The organism is Microbacterium sp. Y355, assembly GCF_059445345.1.
The window spans coordinates 361,058-376,374 of record NZ_JCAIUD010000001.1; the positions used below are offsets into that span (position 1 = coordinate 361,058).

Genomic DNA, 15,317 nt, shown 5'->3' on the forward strand with positions numbered 1-15,317 from the left:
TCCTGTTCGCAAGAATGGGTGGGCGTGTGCCGGGCACCAGGAGTGCCGATCACCAGATCGGCGAAGCAACCTCAACGGCGCGACAGCGCCAGAACCAGGAGACGACCATGGCTGTGGTCACCATCCGCCAGCTGCTCGACAGCGGCGTGCACTTCGGACACCAGACCCGTCGGTGGAACCCGAAGGTCAAGCGCTTCATCCTTACTGAGCGCAGCGGCATCCACATCATCGACCTTCAGCAGTCGCTGGGGTACATCGACAGCGCGTACGACTTCGTCAAGGAGACGGTTGCCCACGGCGGCACCATCCTCTTCGTCGGCACCAAGAAGCAGGCGCAGGAAGTTCTCGCAGAGCAGGCGACCCGTGTGGGCCAGCCGTTCGTGAACCAGCGCTGGCTCGGTGGACTCCTCACCAACTTCCAGACGATCTCCAAGCGTCTTGCACGCATGAAGGAGCTCGAGGAGCTCGACTACGAGACTCCCGCGAACAGCGGCTTCACCAAGAAGGAGCTCCTGCTCAAGAAGCGCGAGCTCGACAAGCTGCACAAGTCGCTCGGTGGTATCCGCAACCTGACCAAGACGCCTTCGGCTCTCTGGGTCATCGACGCCAAGCGTGAGCACCTCGCCATCGACGAGGCCAAGAAGCTCGGCATCCCCGTGATCGGCATCCTCGACACGAACGCCGACCCGGATGACTTCCAGTACCCGATTCCCGGCAACGACGACGCGATCCGCTCCGTCTCGCTGCTGACTCGCATCATCGCTGACGCTGCGGCCGAGGGCCTGCAGGAGAAGCACAACCCCGAGTCGGGTGCCGCTGAGCCGCTGGCTGAGTGGGAGCAGGAGCTTCTCGTTGCTCCGGCCGAGGATGCTGAAGCTCCGGCTGAGGCTGCTGCTGAGGCGACCGAGGTCGTTGAGGTTGAGGCTGCTGCTGAGGTCGTCGAGGCTCCGGCCGAAGCGGCTGAGGTCGTCGAGGCTCCTGTTGCTGAGGCAACCGAGGTCGTCGAGGCACCCGCCGCTGAGGCGACCGAGGTCGTCGAGGCTGCTGACGCCGCCGACGCCAAGTAATTCCGCGTACACACACATCACGAAGCAAGGAGCCACCACACATGGCCAACTTCACCATTGCTGACATCAAGGCACTGCGCGAGCAGCTCGGCACCGGAATGGTCGACACCAAGAAGGCGCTCGAAGAAGCCGAAGGAGACCGCGAGAAGGCGGTTGAACTCCTTCGTCTGAAGGGTGCGAAGGGCAACGCTAAGCGCGCTGACCGTTCCACCAGCGAAGGCCTCGTCGTCGCTCGCGAGCAGGCTGGCAGCGTCACGCTGATCGAGCTCGCCTGCGAGACCGATTTTGTCGCGAAGAACGAGCGCTTCATCGCGCTGGCAGATAAGGTCGCTGACGCCGTTGCCGCCGCAAAGGCGAACACGGTCGAAGATGGCCTCGCAGCTGTTGCAGGTAACCAGACCGTTGGGGAGCTGATCTCGGACGAGGCAGCCATCATCGGTGAGAAGGTCGAACTGCGTCAGGTCCGCACCGTTTCGGGCGACGCAGTCGAGGTCTACCTGCACCGCACCAGCAAGGATCTGCCCCCGCAGATCGGTGTCGTCGTCGCCTACACGGGTGATGACGCTGAGACTGCTCGCAGCATCGCGCAGCACATCTCGTTCGCTAACCCGACTTTCCTCGCCCGCGAGGATGTTCCGGTCGATGCGGTCGAGAAGGAGCGTGAGATCGTCACAGAGATCTCCCGCAACGAGGGCAAGCCTGAGGCTGCTCTGCCGAAGATCGTCGAAGGCCGCGTTTCTGCGTTCATCAAGCAGGTTGCCCTGCTCGAGCAGGACTACGCCAAGGACAACAAACTCTCTGTCGCCCAGGTCGCGAAGGACGCCGGTATCACCGTGACGGACTTCGCGCGCTTCAAGGTCGGCGCGTAGCAGTTGCACAGGGGTTCGGATCCACAAGGGTCCGAACCCCTTCTTCATGCCCAAAAGGCACTATCTTGAATCGGGACGAGAGGACATCACACCCATGACTGAACGCACTGGACGCCGCCGCGTCCTTCTCAAGCTTTCCGGGGAAGCCTTCGGAGGCGGGCAGGTCGGAGTGAATCCGGATGTCGTGAGCCAGATCGCCCGTGAAATCGCAGCTGCGGTCGATCAGGTCGAGATCGCCATCGTCGTCGGCGGTGGCAATTTCTTCCGCGGTGCGGAACTGAGCCAGCGAGGCATGGACCGCGGTCGTGCCGACTACATGGGCATGCTCGGCACCGTCATGAACGCACTCGCGTTGCAGGACTTCCTCGAGCAGGCGGGTGCACCGACACGTGTGCAGTCCGCCATCTCGATGACGCAGGTTGCCGAGCCGTACATTCCGCTGCGTGCCGAGCGCCACATGGAGAAGGGCCGCGTCGTTGTCTTCGGGGCTGGCGCAGGGCTGCCGTACTTCTCGACCGACACGGTTGCCGCACAGCGCGCGCTGGAGATTGGCGCACACGAGGTGCTGGTTGCGAAGAACGGGGTTGACGCGATCTATACCGCTGACCCCAAAACAGACTCGACGGCGACACGCATCGAGAAGGTCACCTACCGCGACGCGCTGCAGCGTGGTCTCAAGGTCGTCGACTCCACCGCGTTCAGCCTCTGCATGGACAACAGCATGGACATGCGCGTCTTCGGCATGGAACCGGCCGGCAATGTTACGCGGGCGCTGCTCGGTGAACCGATCGGAACACTCGTCACTGCCTGAGCGCGGTGCCAGGAGTAGGCCACGCACCTAGATAGAATTGCAAACACGCCCCGACGATAGGAGTCACCGTGATCGCGGATGTCCTCACTGAAACCACCTCGCGCATGACGCGTGCCGTCGAAGCTGCCAAGGAGGACTTCGCCACCGTCCGCACTGGCCGCGCGAACCCGCAGCTTTTCCAGAAGGTGATGGTCGATTATTACGGTTCGCCCACGCCGCTGGCTCAGCTTGCCTCGCTGGCGAACCCCGAGGCACGCTCGATCATTGTCACGCCCTACGACAAGACGGCGCTGAAGGCCATCGAGCAGGCGATTCGCGACATGCCCAACCTCGGGGCCAACCCAACCAACGACGGCAACATCATTCGCGTGACGATGCCAGAGCTGACCGAAGAGCGTCGCAAAGAATATGTGAAGATCGTCCGCACCAAGGGCGAAGATGCGAAGGTGCATCTGCGTGGCATCCGTCGCAAGTCGAAGGACGAGCTCGACGCACTCAAGAGCGACGTCGGCGAAGATGAGATCGCTCGTGGTGAGAAAGAACTTGACGCACTCACCCGTCAGCACGTCGATCAGATCGACGACGCACTCAAGCGCAAAGAGACTGAGCTTCTCGAGGTGTAATCAGGATGAGCGATGCAACTGGAGACGTCGATGAGGGACGCCCGCTGAAGCGGCGCGAAGCCCGTGACGAGGCGACCCCGGACGCAGGAATCCCAGATGACCTCGCTCTCATTGACGGACAGGTGATCCCGCCGCGCCCGCCGCTGCCGCTCGCAGGACACGCCGATCTCACCACGGACGCCGCAGCGCTGGTTCGTGAGCAGCTTCGTCAGGCCAGAGGCGAGTTCGAGACGCACGTCAACCAAGCACGCGAGCACCTCGATCAGGCAAACGAGCGGATAAAGGCCCGCACTGGGCGGGACCTCATCCTCGCGATCCTTGTCGGGCTGGCGTTCGGCGCGGTCATGCTCGGCTCGCTGATGTTCATCAAGGAACTGTTCGTTCCAATCGCCCTGGCGATCGCAGTGCTCGGCATCTTCGAACTGACGCGCGCGCTGAAAGCGGCAGGTCGTCGCATTGATATCGTTCCGCAGGTCATCGCGGGTGTCGCTCTGGTGCTCGCCGGTTACTTCGCACCGGCCTGGCTGAGTTGGGTCACGCTGCTGTTCGCTGTTGCCTTCGTGATCGTCTGGCGTCTGCTGGCTCAGATGATCGCGAAAGACGGTCGCACCTACGGCGATGTATTGACAGATGCCGTGGTGGGCGGTTTCGTACAGGTGTACGTGCCCTTCCTGGCCAGTGTGGCGCTGATGTTGCTCGTGCAAGAGGGCGGGCAGTGGTGGGTGCTCAGTTTCATCGGCATCGCCGTCGCAGCCGACACTGGTGCCTATGCTGCTGGCGTGGCGTTCGGTAAGCATCCAATGGCCCCACGTATCAGCCCGAAGAAGACCTGGGAAGGCTTCGCCGGAGCGGTCGTAGCTGCAATTGCCGCAGGAGTTCTTCTTGCGATCTTCCTGCTGGAAATGCAGTGGTGGGCCGGTGTGATCTTCGGTGTCGCCATTCTGCTGTCGGCCACTCTGGGCGATCTCGGCGAGTCGATGATCAAGCGCGACATCGGCATCAAGGACATGAGCTCCTGGCTGCCTGGTCACGGGGGTCTGCTGGATCGACTAGACAGCATCCTGCCCTCTACGGTCCCTGCCCTCAGCCTCTATTTCCTCCTTTCACCCTGGGCGGTGCTCTCATGATTGCGGATACGGTGAACGATGTGACTGAGATCGAACACGATGAGGCGCAGCCTGCGTTCCGCGTGACCAGCGGGCGCGAACGTGGCTATCACCGCGTCGCGGTGGATACCTTCCTTGCGGCTGCTCGTGAAAGCTTCGAGCGTGGTCTCGATGAGCTCACAGCCACCGATGTGCGTGTCGCATCCTTCCCCCTGGTCAAAGGCGGATACGTCGTCAGCGAAGTGGATGCGGCGCTGGGACGAGTCGAAGACGCTTTCGCCGCCCGGCAGCGTGAACGCGTCGTACGCGAGGCTGGCGTCGAAGCATGGGTCGTGCAGGCGCGCTCCGAGGCGCAAGTTATCCTCGACCATCTTGCTCGCGGCCGACGTCGCAAGTTCGCTCGCACCGGTATTCTGTCCTTCGGATATCGCGTAGATGAGGTCGACCATGTCGCCCAGAGAATCGTGCGCTACCTGCGCGATGGCGACGCCCTTTCGGTCGAGCAGCTGCGTTCGGCGGCGTTTCGGATGCAGCGGCGAGGCTACCGCGAGGAGCAGGTCGACGCGCTTCTGGATGCGACGATCGATGTGATCCTCGCTGTTCGCTGAGCCTTCTCATGGTGGACTCAGGCGCGCCTGGTTACACTGGAGCTATTGTGACTTCCGGTAATGAGATAGATGTCGTCAGCGCGCGCAGCGCGACGGTGGCCTCCACCACGCCGAGGTCGCCCGTTCCTGCTCGGCGCCGCTGGACGCAGCGCCGAGGCGTGGTTGGTGTACTGGCGGCATTCGCCGTCGTCGGATTCACTGCTGTGATTGTCGCCCCGACTGGTATGGCGTTGGCCGACCCGCCGGTGGCTGACGTCGAGACATCGTTCTCGCTCGCGGCACAGGACGCCCAGAACCTCACAGTCACCGCAGAGGGCGGGACGTTCGCGCCGATCGATCGCGGAGCGTTCGAGGTCTACGTGACTCCGACTCCCACGCCTGAGCCAGTGCCAGAGCCCGCGTCATCGGGTGGCGGTTCCGGCGATGGTGGAGGCGGAGGCGGAGGTGGCGGTGGCGGTGGCGGACCGCTTTACTACACGGGCGGTGGCGCACCCGCGGAGTGGATGGCCGCAGCAGGCATCGCTTCCGGCGATTGGGGCTACGTCGATTACGTCGTGTCCAGGGAAAGCGGCTGGAACCCGAACGCAACGAACAGTTCCTCCGGCGCGTGTGGGCTGGTGCAGGCACTGCCGTGCAGCAAGGTTCCTGGCAACGGATACAACCCGGTTGACAATCTTCGCTGGGCCAACGGGTACGCCACGGGCCGCTACGGCAGCTGGGCTGGCGCGTACAACTTCTGGACCAGCAACCACTGGTGGTAATGCTCCGACATGCCACGCTCCCACAAAAGGCGCCAGGAGCGCCCCAGTACTGACGACTCTTTTGATCGTCTTCTTGCGGGTTGGAAGCGCAGCGAGAGCCGCCAAGGCAGAGACTGGACGGTGCAGCCGATCTCGGCGCAGCAGGCTCAGAAAGAGTACATCTGCCCCGGATGCCGCGGCGCCGTCACTCCCGGCACCGCACACCTGGTCGTCTGGCGCGCGGACGGCGTGCTCGGCGATGCTGCCGACCTCGCTGCGCGTCGACATTGGCACACCCACTGCTGGAGGATGGCATGAGCATGGAAATCCGCGGACCACTGGAGCTGCCGGCGACGCGCGAGGACATCGAGCTGTCCACAGCAGACGGTCTGACGCTTGTGGGGGAGTTGGCGGTGCCCGAGCACACCGCGCCGGTCGCGACGCTGGTGACGCTGCATCCGCTGCCCACCGCCGGCGGTTTCATGGACTCGCACATCCTGCGCAAGGCCTCTGCCCGCCTCCCGGCGCTGGCCGATCTTGCTGTGCTTCGCTTCAACACACGAGGCACGACCTCGCCGCGCGGCACGAGTGATGGACAGTTCGACGGTGGGGCATCGGAGCAGTTCGATGTCGCTGCGGCGATGGATTTCGTGCGCGAACGTTCGCTGCCGCGGCCGTGGCTGGTCGGCTGGTCATTCGGTACTGAATTGGCACTGAAGTACGGACGAGAGCATGACGTCGAAGGCGTGATTCTGCTTTCGCCGCCGCTGCACAGAGCCACCGCCGACGACGTGGCCGCCTGGGCGGGGGACGAGCGCCGCCTGATCGCGATCATTCCCGAGTTCGATGATTACCTGCGTCCGGCTGAAGCACGCGAGCGCTTTGCGTCGATCCCCGATATCACCCTGATCGACGTTGAAGGCGGTAAGCACCTGTGGGTTGGCGAGGCCCAGACCCGACGGGTTCTCACCGAGATCGTCGCTGCTGTGCACCCGGAGGCGCTCCCGCTGTCGAATGAATGGCCCCTCTGACGAGGACGCCGTGTCAACGCTCGTTCATGCGCGGAATGAGCACCTGGCGATAGATGATCAGGATGCTCGCTGCGACGGGGATGGCGATGAGCGCCCCGAGCAGTCCGAGCAGCGAACCGCCGGCGAGAGCGGCGACCACGACCACGGCGCCTGGCACCGAGACTGCGCGGCTCATGATGCGCGGCGAGATCAGGTACGCCTCGATCTGCATGTAGATGAGGTAGTAGATCGCGGCAGCCAGGGCAATCCCGGGAGAGCCGAGCCCCGGGATGAGGCAGGCCAGAACGATAATCGTTGATCCCGTGAGCGTACCGACCAGCGGGATGAGCGAGAAGAAGAACGCGATAACGGCCAGCACCGCGGCGAACGGCGCACCGATGATGTTGAGGTAGATCGCGCTGAGGACGCCGTTGATGACGCCGAGCGTCACCTGCCCCATCACGTAGTACCCGACGGAATCCGTGATCTGCTCCGCGAGATCGATGAAGCGAGGACGCTTGGATGCCGGAATCAGCTGATAGACGGATCGTTTGAGGGACGGCGTCGACGCCGTCAGATAAATGGTCAGGATCAGCACGATAAATGCCCCGAACAGCCCGGTGACGATGTTCACGCTCGCGGCGATCACGCTGCCGGTGATGTCACCCATGTTCTCGAGCAGCCAGTTCTGCGATTCGTTCAGCACCCGATCGACATCGAGGGCGGGGAAGACGGCGACCAGCCAGGTGCGGAGATCCTCCCAGAGGTTGTCGCTGCTCTGCACCAACCGAGTGATCTGCCTGACTAGCTGGGACACCTGGTCAACGATGATGGGCAGCACGATCAGCACGATCCCGGCGAAGATTCCCAGGACGCCGAGGATCGTGATCAGCACGGCCAGCCAGCGCGGGAGCCTGCGTCGCTCCAGGAACGAGATAACGGGATCGAGGCCCAGGCTGATGAATAGCGCAGTGCCGACGTAGAGCAACACGGTCGACAGCGATTCGACACTGCCGATGAGCAGGACGCCGAGTCCCACACCGAGCGTCGCCACCAGTGCGGTGCGGAACGGGTTATGAACCTTCATGAGTTCTCCTCGACAAGACTGATCTCAGGGTAGTAGTCAGAATGGCAGCCACCATCCGCGACGTGCCGTTCAGCTTCGCCTGTACCCGTTTGTAGTCAACACACAGCCGGTTTCGATAGTCTGAAACGTCGAGCGGTGACACGGACGCGGCGTCCGAGTCACGTAAGGAGACTTTTCGTGCGTTTCGTTTGGGCCGTCGTGGCCTTCGTCCTGGCCACGCTTCTCATCGGAGCAGGTCTCGCTCAGAGAACCATTTTCATGGGTCCCTCGGTTCAGCAAGTGGAGATCAGTGTCGAGGAACCGGCGCCATTCCTGCTTATTGACGGCGCCGTGCTTCGCGAGCACTCCGGTCAGCAGACGCTCCTTATTCGCGGCGAAGGCGACATCTTCGCCGCCTACGGTCGTACTGCCGACCTCGAGGCATGGCTGGCGGATTCGGCATACAACTCGGTTGCACCGGGCGATGATGGCGCGACGGTGACGACTTTCGTCGAGCCGGTCGTCGCTGAGGAAGACCCCGCAGACCCACCGGCCGAGGAGGGCGCGGAAGCGCCTGCAGAGGAAACCACTGAGGCGCCAGGCCGCAACCCGGCGGGCTCCGACCTCTGGCTTGACTCTTTCAGCGAACCAGATCAGCTGATTACAGACATGCAGCTTCCCGAGGGCATGAGCGTGCTGATCGCGAAAGACGGCACTGCAGACGCTCCGGAAGACATCGTCGTGTCCTGGCCGCTGGACACGACAACGCCGTGGGTCGGACCGCTGATCACCGCCGGCGGTGCGGTGCTGCTGTTCGGCCTTGTGATGTATGTTCTGGCGATCCGTCATCAGCGACGTGGTCGCGGCCCGCGCCGCAAGGGGCCAGGTCCGCTTCCACCGACGGAGCCGATCAATCTCGCGATGGAGACCGGATCTGTGCGCGCTCAGCTCGACGCCTCCGCAGCTGAAGAGCCGGGAGCTGAAGAGCCGGGAGTTGAAGAGCCCGCAGTTGAAGAGCCCGTAGCCGAGGCAGAACCGACGCCGAAGAAGGGTGAGGCTACGACCGAACGTCGCGCTTCCCCCGTGCGCCGCCGTTTGCTTGCACTTCCTGCGATCGGCATCGCAGCGCTGCTGTTTGCAGGTTGCTCGAGCGACTCATGGCCGCAGTTCGGTGAGGCGACTCCGACTCCGTCCCCTTCTCCGACCGTGATCACGCCAGAGAATCAGAAGCCGCCGGCGGTCACCGAAACGCAGGCATCCCGCATTCTGCAGAACATCGCCGCGACCGTCGGAGAGGCAGACGCGGCACTCGACATCGATCTCGCCGCCACTCGTCTGGACGGTGCACCGCTCGATGCTCGACGGACGGATTACACGCTGCGCGCGGCTCTCACCGACCGAGCAGTTCCTGCGACCATCCCGACCGACGTCATCGAGGTGCTGCTGCCGCAGGCGACAGACAGTTGGCCACGCACCGTATTGACGCTGACCAAAAGCAAGAGCGACGACACTGTGCCGCCCGTCATCCTCACGATGACGCAGAACGATCCCTGGTCGGGCTACAAGGTCACCAACATCGCCGAGATGCAGGCCTCGGCGGAGGTGCCACCGTTGGCCCCGGCGTGGTTGGGTACCAGCCTCATCACCGAGAATGCGGCGGCCTTCCTTGCGCTATCGCCGGATGAGTTGTCCACGGCGTTCGCTGATGTGGTGGATGCGGGAGAGACAAGCGAGTATTACGCGCTCTTTGACCCGGTGGCCATCGCCCTTGCCGACTCGATCGCGGCCAGTCGTGACGCCGTCGTGCAATCACTGATCGACAATGATGCGGCCGAGACATCGAGCACGGCATTCGACATCGCGCCCAGCGCGGCGGCACCAGTCGCACTGGCAACGCTTGACAGCGGTGCGATCGTCGCTGTTTCTCTCATCGATAGCGAAACCATCACTCCGACCTCCGACGACGCGGTGATCAGATTCGGCGACAACCCCGAAGCCAAGACACTCACCGGGGCAGAGGAAGCGTCAAAGGGTGTCGTGACGACGTACGGTCTGCAGCTGTTCTTCTCCGTTCCCAGTCAGGGATCGACGGAACAGGTTCACCTTCTTGCAGTGCATCAGGACATTCTCAACGTGGAAGTGATCAAGTGAGCGATATCTCTGCTGCGGCCCTTCGTGGTGCCGTCGACCTCTCTACCCTGCGCAATCGCCCAGCGGCTCCAGCGAACCCGGCTTCCTCACCCGCCGAGGCGGGAGCTGTGGCCGCCGGTGGATTCATCGTGGACGTCACGGATGCCACATTCGGACAGATCCTCGAGCTCTCGCGCAGTGTGCCGATCGTCGTGGATCTGTGGGCCGAATGGTGCGGTCCGTGCAAGCAGCTGAGCCCGATTCTGGAGAAGGTCGTCACTGAACTCGGTGGCCGAGTTGTGCTGGCGAAGGTCGATGTTGACGCGAACCCTCAGCTCGCTCAGAGCTTCAAGGCGCAGTCGATCCCGATGGTGGTGGCACTCGTCGCCGGACAACCCGTACCCATGTTCACGGGTGCCGTGCCCGAAGAACAGGTGCGTCAGGTCTTCGACCAGCTGCTGCAGCTTGCCGCCCAGAACGGTGTGACCGGATCTGTCGGGAGCGAGACGCCTGAGCAGAACGACGACGAGGCCCCGCAGGAGGCTCCGCTGCCACCGTTGCACGCCGAGGCGTTTGCTGCCATCGAAGCGGGCGATTTCGCCACAGCGATCACAGCTTATGAGAAGGCGCTGGCGGAGAACCCCCGCGACGAGGATGCTCGAGCCGGTCTCGGTCAGGTCCGATTGCTCGACCGTGTGCAGGGAGTGGACCTGCAGGAAGCACGGGCCGCTGCAGCTGCTGACCCGCAAAGTCTTGAGGCGCAGTTCACGGTCGCCGATCTCGACATCTCCGGCGGGCACATCGATGACGCGTTCGGTCGCCTGCTTGATCTATTCGCGGCGCTTCCCGCTGATCAGCGGCTCCCGGTGCGCGAACGCCTCGTCGAGCTGTTCGGTCTCGTCGGCGATGCCGACCCACGCGTGGCCGCCGCGCGCAATCGCCTGACGTCCCTGTTGTTCTGAGGCTCAGGGTTGTTCTGACGGCTCAGGGTTGTTCTGACGGCTCAGGCAGTCATTCGCTCGGCGCGATAGCGCAGCCAGATCGTCGACAGTGCTGGCAGCGTGATCTTCGTCATCGGCGTGCCATGCTCTCCCGTGGCATGCGCAGCCACACGGCCGTAATTGCCGATGCCGTGTCCGCCGTATTCGATGGCATCGGTATTGAGGATCTCATCCCAGACACCTGCCACCGGTAGCTCAAGCGGGAGACTGGCTCGCTCCACTCCGGCGAAGTTACTGATCACGATCACGCGTCCTCCGTGCGCGTCGCGTCGTTCGAAGGCGATCACGTTCGGGTCCCATGAGGGGGCGCCGAGCCTGCGGAAACGGGTGCTGTCGCTGTCGCGTTCCCACAGCGGTGCCGTGCTCCGGTAGACGGTGTTCATCGCGCCCACGAAGCGCTGAAGCTGCGCGTGTGCCGGCTGATCAAGCAGCCACCAGTCCAAGGGCCTACTCTCTGCCCATTCGGACATCTGACCGAACTCCTGGCCCATGAAGAGCAGTTTCTTTCCGGGGTGACCCCACATGTAGGCCAGGTACGCCCGGACGTTCGCGAGCTTGTGCGCGTGGTCGCCCGGCATCTTTGACACCAGGCTTCCTTTGCCGTGCACGACCTCGTCATGGCTGATCGGCAGCAGATAGTTCTCGCCAAAGGCATACACGAACGAGAATGTCATCTCGCCCTCGTGATGTGCGCGGTACATCGGATCACGTGCAATGTACTGCAGCGAGTCGTTCATCCAGCCCATGTTCCACTTAAACCCGAAGCCCAAGCCGGCGCTGTCGGTACGGGCGGTGACTCCGGGGAAGCTGGTGGACTCCTCAGCGATCATGACGATGCCGGGGTGCGCACGGTACGCGGTGGTGTTGACCTCCTGAAGGAATCGGATCGCCTCGAGGTTCTCACGACCGCCGTGGACGTTGGGCTCCCACTCGCCGTCATTGCGGGAGTAGTCCAGGTACAGCATCGATGCCACAGCATCGACGCGCAGTCCGTCGATGTGGAACTGATCCAGCCAGTAGAGGGCATTTGCGACGAGAAAGTTTCGCACTTCAGGGCGGCCGTAATCGAAGATCAGCGTGCCCCAGTCCTGGTGCTCGCCGCGCCGCGGATCCGGATGCTCATACAGCGGTCGCCCGTCGAATCGGGCGAGTGCGAACTCGTCCTTGGGGAAATGCCCTGGCACCCAATCCAGGAGTACGCCGATGCCCGCCTGGTGCAGCCGATCGATGAGATATCGCAGATCGTCGGGGGAACCGAAGCGCGCGGTGGGCGCATAGTAGCCGCTCACCTGGTAGCCCCAGGATCCCCCGAAAGGATGCTCCTGGAGCGGCATGAACTCGACGTGGGTGAATCCGGTTTCGATGACGTGAGCGATGAGAGGATCAGCGACCTCGCGGTATCCGAGTCCCTGTCGCCAGGAACCGAGGTGCACTTCGTAGATCGACATCGGCTGCGCGACGGCATGGGTCGCTGCCCGCCTGGTCATCCAGGCGCCGTCCTTCCAGGAATATGCCGAAAACGGAACGATCGATGCGGTCTCCGGTGGCAACTGGGTGCGCCTCGCCATCGGATCCGCCTTGAGTATCCAGCGTCCATCCGGCGTGAGGATCTGATACTTGTACTGCGCGCCAGGCGTGACGTCGGGAATGAACAGCTCCCAGATGCCGCTGCCGCCCATCGAGCGCATGCTGTGGCCTTCGCCATTCCAGTCGTTGAAATTGCCGACTACTCGCACGGCCTGGGCATTCGGCGCCCAGACGGCGAAGGAAACGCCGATCTCGCCGTCAATCGGGTGGGAGTTGGCGCCCAAAGTCTCCCAAAGCCGCTCGTGCCGCCCTTCAGCGATCAGATGCAGGTCGAGCTCTCCGATGGTGGGGCGGTGGCGGTACGGGTCGCCTGCGAGGTTCTCCGTCCCGTCGTACACCGTGGCGACCCGGTACGAGCGCGGGTTCCCCCTGTGCTGACCCTCCCATATGCCGTGAGCGGTATGTTTCAGCACGAGTCGAGTGCCGTCGCTGAACACGGCGGTCACTTCGTCCGCCAACGGCCGCCGCACCCTGATCGTCGTGCGGGTGGCGCCAGCGGCATCCGTGGTCGGATGAGCGCCGAGCAGGTCATGCGGAGCATGGTGAGAGCCCGTGGATATCGCCTCCCATTCGGCGGTGACGGTATCGGTGGTGTCGCTCATGATCGCTCCTTCACCCTGAGGATGTGCACCGGCTCGGCGAATGCGTCGAGGCGCACGAAATTGTGATCTGCCCAGGTCCATCGGGCACCGGTGATGAGATCCTCAACGTCATAGTGTGCGCCGGGCTCAACACCCCAGATACGAGTATCGAGATGCACAGTGGTCTCTCGAACGGAGTGTGGGTCGACGTTGGCCACCACGATGATGGTGTCTGGCGTACCGTCCTCGGTGAACGCTCCGTCGAGGTGTTTCGAATAGACCAGGATGCCGTCGTCGTCGCTCCAGTGCACCGCCAGGTTGCGCAGCTGGCGAAGCGCTGGGTGCAGACGGCGAATCTCGTTCAGACGGCGCAGGTACGGGGCGAGCGAGTCGCCAGCGACCTCGGCGGCGGCGAAGTCACGCAGCTTGTACTCGTACTTCTCGTTGTCGATGTTCTCCTCGGACCCGGGGCGCGCCACGTTCTCATACAGCTCGTACCCGGCATACACGCCGTAGGTCGGAGCTGCTGTCGCGGCGATGGCAGCCCGGATCCGGTACGCGGCCCGGCCACCGAACTGCAGGTACTCGGTGAGGATATCTGGCGTGTTCACGAACAGATTGGGGCGCAGATAGTCGGCGGTCTCTTCGGCGAGTCCGGTGAGGAACTGCTCGAGCTCGCGCTTCGTGTTGCGCCAGGTGAAGTAGGTGTAGCTCTGCTGGAACCCGACAGCGGCGAGGCCGCGCAGGGGTGCAGGACGCGTGAATGCCTCCGCGAGGAAGACCACGTCCGGATGATCAGTCGTCACGCGCAGGATCAGCCATTCCCAGAACCACAGGGGTTTGGTGTGGGGATTGTCGACCCGGAAGATCTCCACGCCCTGAGCGATCCAGTGCTTCACGATCCGCAGGACCTCGTCGCGTAAACCCACTGGGTCACCGTCGAAGTTCAGCGGATAGATGTCCTGGTACTTCTTCGGCGGGTTCTCTGCGTAGGCGATCGTGCCATCGGGGAGAGTCGTGAACCACTCAGGGTGCGAGCGCACCCACGGGTGATCGGGGGAGGCCTGCAGGGCCAGGTCAAGGGCCACCTCGACACCGACCTTTCGCGCTTCCCGCACGAAGTAGCGGAAATCGGCGAGTGTTCCGAGGTCGGGATGCACAGCATCATGACCGCCCTCAGCCGCTCCGATCGCCCAGGGTGATCCTGGGTCGGCGGGTCCGGCATTCAGAGTGTTGTTCGGTCCCTTGCGGTGGGTGCGTCCGATTGGGTGGATCGGTGGCAGATAGAGCACCTGAAAGCCCATGTCTGCCACGGCGGGAAGTCGCTTCGCGGCGGTGCGGAATGTGCCGCTCTTGATCGTGCCGTCCTTCTGCCGCTTCGCCCCCTCGGATCGGGGGAAGAACTCGTACCAGCCGCCGACCCCAGCGCGCGTGCGTTCGACCACGATGCTCTGATCAGCAGTCGCCGAGGACATCGAGAAGAGCGGGCGGGCGGTGAAGAGTTCGGCGAGGTCGGGATCGGTGGCCACAGCGAGTGCGGTTTCGGCATCCGCTGTTTTGAGTGTCGCCGAGATCGACGAGAGGCGCTTTCGCTCTGCCGGCGTGCGCGTCTTCTCGACAGCGGCACGTGCGAACAGATCGCGGCCGAGGGCCGCCATCACGTCGACGTCGACATCTGCGGCGATCTTGACAGCCGCAGCGTGCGCCCAGGTGGCGTGGTCATCGGCGAACGCTTCGAAGCGATAGTGCCAAACGCCTTGCGCATCCAACGCGATCTCCGCCTGCCAACGGTCGGATCCGTCGTCGACGCTGCTCAGGCGATGCAGACTCTCCTCGCCGTCGGGAGAGACGAGCCGAGCGTGTACGCCGATCAGATCATGGCCCTCGCGGAAGCCGATGACGTTGAACGGGACCACCTCGCCGGAGAAGGCCTTCGCCGCGAACCCACCAGGAACCGTCGGCCGGGGATCTGCCAGCGGAATGCGCCCGGTCAGCGTCCCTTCGTGCTCATCGACGGCACGGGGCCGCAGGGGGATCTGTGCGGGGCTTCGAAGCCCCGCGGGACGATTGCCAGAACGTGCAGCCACACCCTGAATGTACCGCGCCTGGCATGTCCTG

The 15,317-nt window shown here is 63.6% G+C and carries 14 protein-coding genes; 11 read left to right on the plus strand and 3 right to left on the minus strand.

All coding sequences use genetic code 11. The features are described from left to right. Positions 1-107 precede the first annotated feature (107 nt). The 9 genes from rpsB to AC1C2O_RS01880 all read left to right on the plus strand — a co-directional run bounded on the left by rpsB (position 108) and on the right by AC1C2O_RS01880 (position 6,855). Complete coding sequence (rpsB, locus tag AC1C2O_RS01840) at positions 108-1,067, plus strand: 30S ribosomal protein S2 (protein WP_495428729.1); 960 nt, start codon at positions 108-110, stop codon at positions 1,065-1,067. 41 nt (positions 1,068-1,108) lie between these two features. Further along, entirely contained in the window at positions 1,109-1,936 is an 828-nt protein-coding gene (tsf, locus tag AC1C2O_RS01845; protein ID WP_495428730.1) for a translation elongation factor Ts, read from the plus strand. Between the two features lie 94 nt (positions 1,937-2,030). Beyond that, a complete protein-coding gene (pyrH, locus tag AC1C2O_RS01850) occupies positions 2,031-2,747 on the plus strand; it encodes a UMP kinase (protein ID WP_495428731.1) in 717 nt (238 codons plus the stop codon). Between the two features lie 68 nt (positions 2,748-2,815). Continuing rightward, complete coding sequence (frr, locus tag AC1C2O_RS01855; protein WP_495428732.1) at positions 2,816-3,370, plus strand: ribosome recycling factor; 555 nt, start codon at positions 2,816-2,818, stop codon at positions 3,368-3,370. Between the two features lie 5 nt (positions 3,371-3,375). Next, positions 3,376-4,497 (plus strand): phosphatidate cytidylyltransferase, encoded by a 1,122-nt coding sequence (locus tag AC1C2O_RS01860; protein WP_495428733.1) that lies wholly within the window; start codon positions 3,376-3,378, stop codon positions 4,495-4,497. Next, positions 4,494-5,084, plus strand: a complete 591-nt coding sequence (locus AC1C2O_RS01865) for a DivIVA domain-containing protein (protein ID WP_495428734.1) — start codon at positions 4,494-4,496, stop codon at positions 5,082-5,084. Before AC1C2O_RS01860 ends, AC1C2O_RS01865 begins: the two co-directional genes overlap by 4 nt. Positions 5,085-5,131: 47 nt before the next feature. Further along, positions 5,132-5,845 carry an aggregation-promoting factor C-terminal-like domain-containing protein gene (locus AC1C2O_RS01870; RefSeq protein ID WP_495428736.1) on the plus strand — a complete coding sequence of 238 codons (714 nt, stop codon included), beginning with the start codon at positions 5,132-5,134 and terminating at the stop codon, positions 5,843-5,845. 9 nt (positions 5,846-5,854) lie between these two features. Beyond that, positions 5,855-6,142, plus strand: coding sequence for an Rv1322 family protein (locus AC1C2O_RS01875; protein ID WP_495428737.1), 288 nt, complete (start codon positions 5,855-5,857; stop codon positions 6,140-6,142). A 2-nt stretch (positions 6,143-6,144) separates the two neighbouring features. Further along, positions 6,145-6,855 (plus strand): alpha/beta hydrolase, encoded by a 711-nt coding sequence (locus AC1C2O_RS01880; RefSeq protein ID WP_495431641.1) that lies wholly within the window; start codon positions 6,145-6,147, stop codon positions 6,853-6,855. 13 nt (positions 6,856-6,868) lie between these two features. Here the strand turns inward: AC1C2O_RS01880 and AC1C2O_RS01885 are convergent, their stop codons facing one another. After that, entirely contained in the window at positions 6,869-7,921 is a 1,053-nt protein-coding gene (locus tag AC1C2O_RS01885; RefSeq protein ID WP_495428738.1) for an AI-2E family transporter, read from the minus strand. Between the two features lie 177 nt (positions 7,922-8,098). Between AC1C2O_RS01885 and AC1C2O_RS01890 the strand changes: the two genes are divergently transcribed. Next, positions 8,099-10,051: a DUF8094 domain-containing protein gene (locus AC1C2O_RS01890; protein ID WP_495428739.1), complete on the plus strand. Its 1,953-nt coding sequence runs from the start codon at positions 8,099-8,101 to the stop codon at positions 10,049-10,051. Next, positions 10,048-10,992: a tetratricopeptide repeat protein gene (locus AC1C2O_RS01895; protein WP_495428740.1), complete on the plus strand. Its 945-nt coding sequence runs from the start codon at positions 10,048-10,050 to the stop codon at positions 10,990-10,992. Before AC1C2O_RS01890 ends, AC1C2O_RS01895 begins: the two co-directional genes overlap by 4 nt. Positions 10,993-11,033: 41 nt before the next feature. Here AC1C2O_RS01895 and glgB read toward each other — a convergent pair whose 3' ends face one another. Beyond that, positions 11,034-13,220, minus strand: a complete 2,187-nt coding sequence (gene glgB, locus AC1C2O_RS01900) for a 1,4-alpha-glucan branching protein GlgB (RefSeq protein ID WP_495428741.1) — start codon at positions 13,218-13,220, stop codon at positions 11,034-11,036. Further along, complete coding sequence (locus tag AC1C2O_RS01905) at positions 13,217-15,286, minus strand: maltotransferase domain-containing protein (RefSeq protein WP_495428742.1); 2,070 nt, start codon at positions 15,284-15,286, stop codon at positions 13,217-13,219. Before AC1C2O_RS01905 ends, glgB begins: the two co-directional genes overlap by 4 nt. Positions 15,287-15,317: the final 31 nt, after the last annotated feature.

Bases quoted from the DNA above. Each gene is read 5' to 3' on its own strand.
- AC1C2O_RS01865 (WP_495428734.1), top strand. From the start codon at position 4,494: ATGATTGCGGATACGGTGAACGATGTGACTGAGATCGAACACGATGAG.
- AC1C2O_RS01860 (WP_495428733.1), top strand. From the start codon at position 3,376: ATGAGCGATGCAACTGGAGACGTCGATGAGGGACGCCCGCTGAAGCGG.
- tsf (WP_495428730.1), top strand. From the start codon at position 1,109: ATGGCCAACTTCACCATTGCTGACATCAAGGCACTGCGCGAGCAGCTC.
- AC1C2O_RS01875 (WP_495428737.1), top strand. From the start codon at position 5,855: ATGCCACGCTCCCACAAAAGGCGCCAGGAGCGCCCCAGTACTGACGAC.
- AC1C2O_RS01885 (WP_495428738.1), bottom strand. From the start codon at position 7,921: ATGAAGGTTCATAACCCGTTCCGCACCGCACTGGTGGCGACGCTCGGT.
- glgB (WP_495428741.1), bottom strand. From the start codon at position 13,220: ATGAGCGACACCACCGATACCGTCACCGCCGAATGGGAGGCGATATCC.
- AC1C2O_RS01880 (WP_495431641.1), top strand. From the start codon at position 6,145: ATGGAAATCCGCGGACCACTGGAGCTGCCGGCGACGCGCGAGGACATC.
- pyrH (WP_495428731.1), top strand. From the start codon at position 2,031: ATGACTGAACGCACTGGACGCCGCCGCGTCCTTCTCAAGCTTTCCGGG.
- rpsB (WP_495428729.1), top strand. From the start codon at position 108: ATGGCTGTGGTCACCATCCGCCAGCTGCTCGACAGCGGCGTGCACTTC.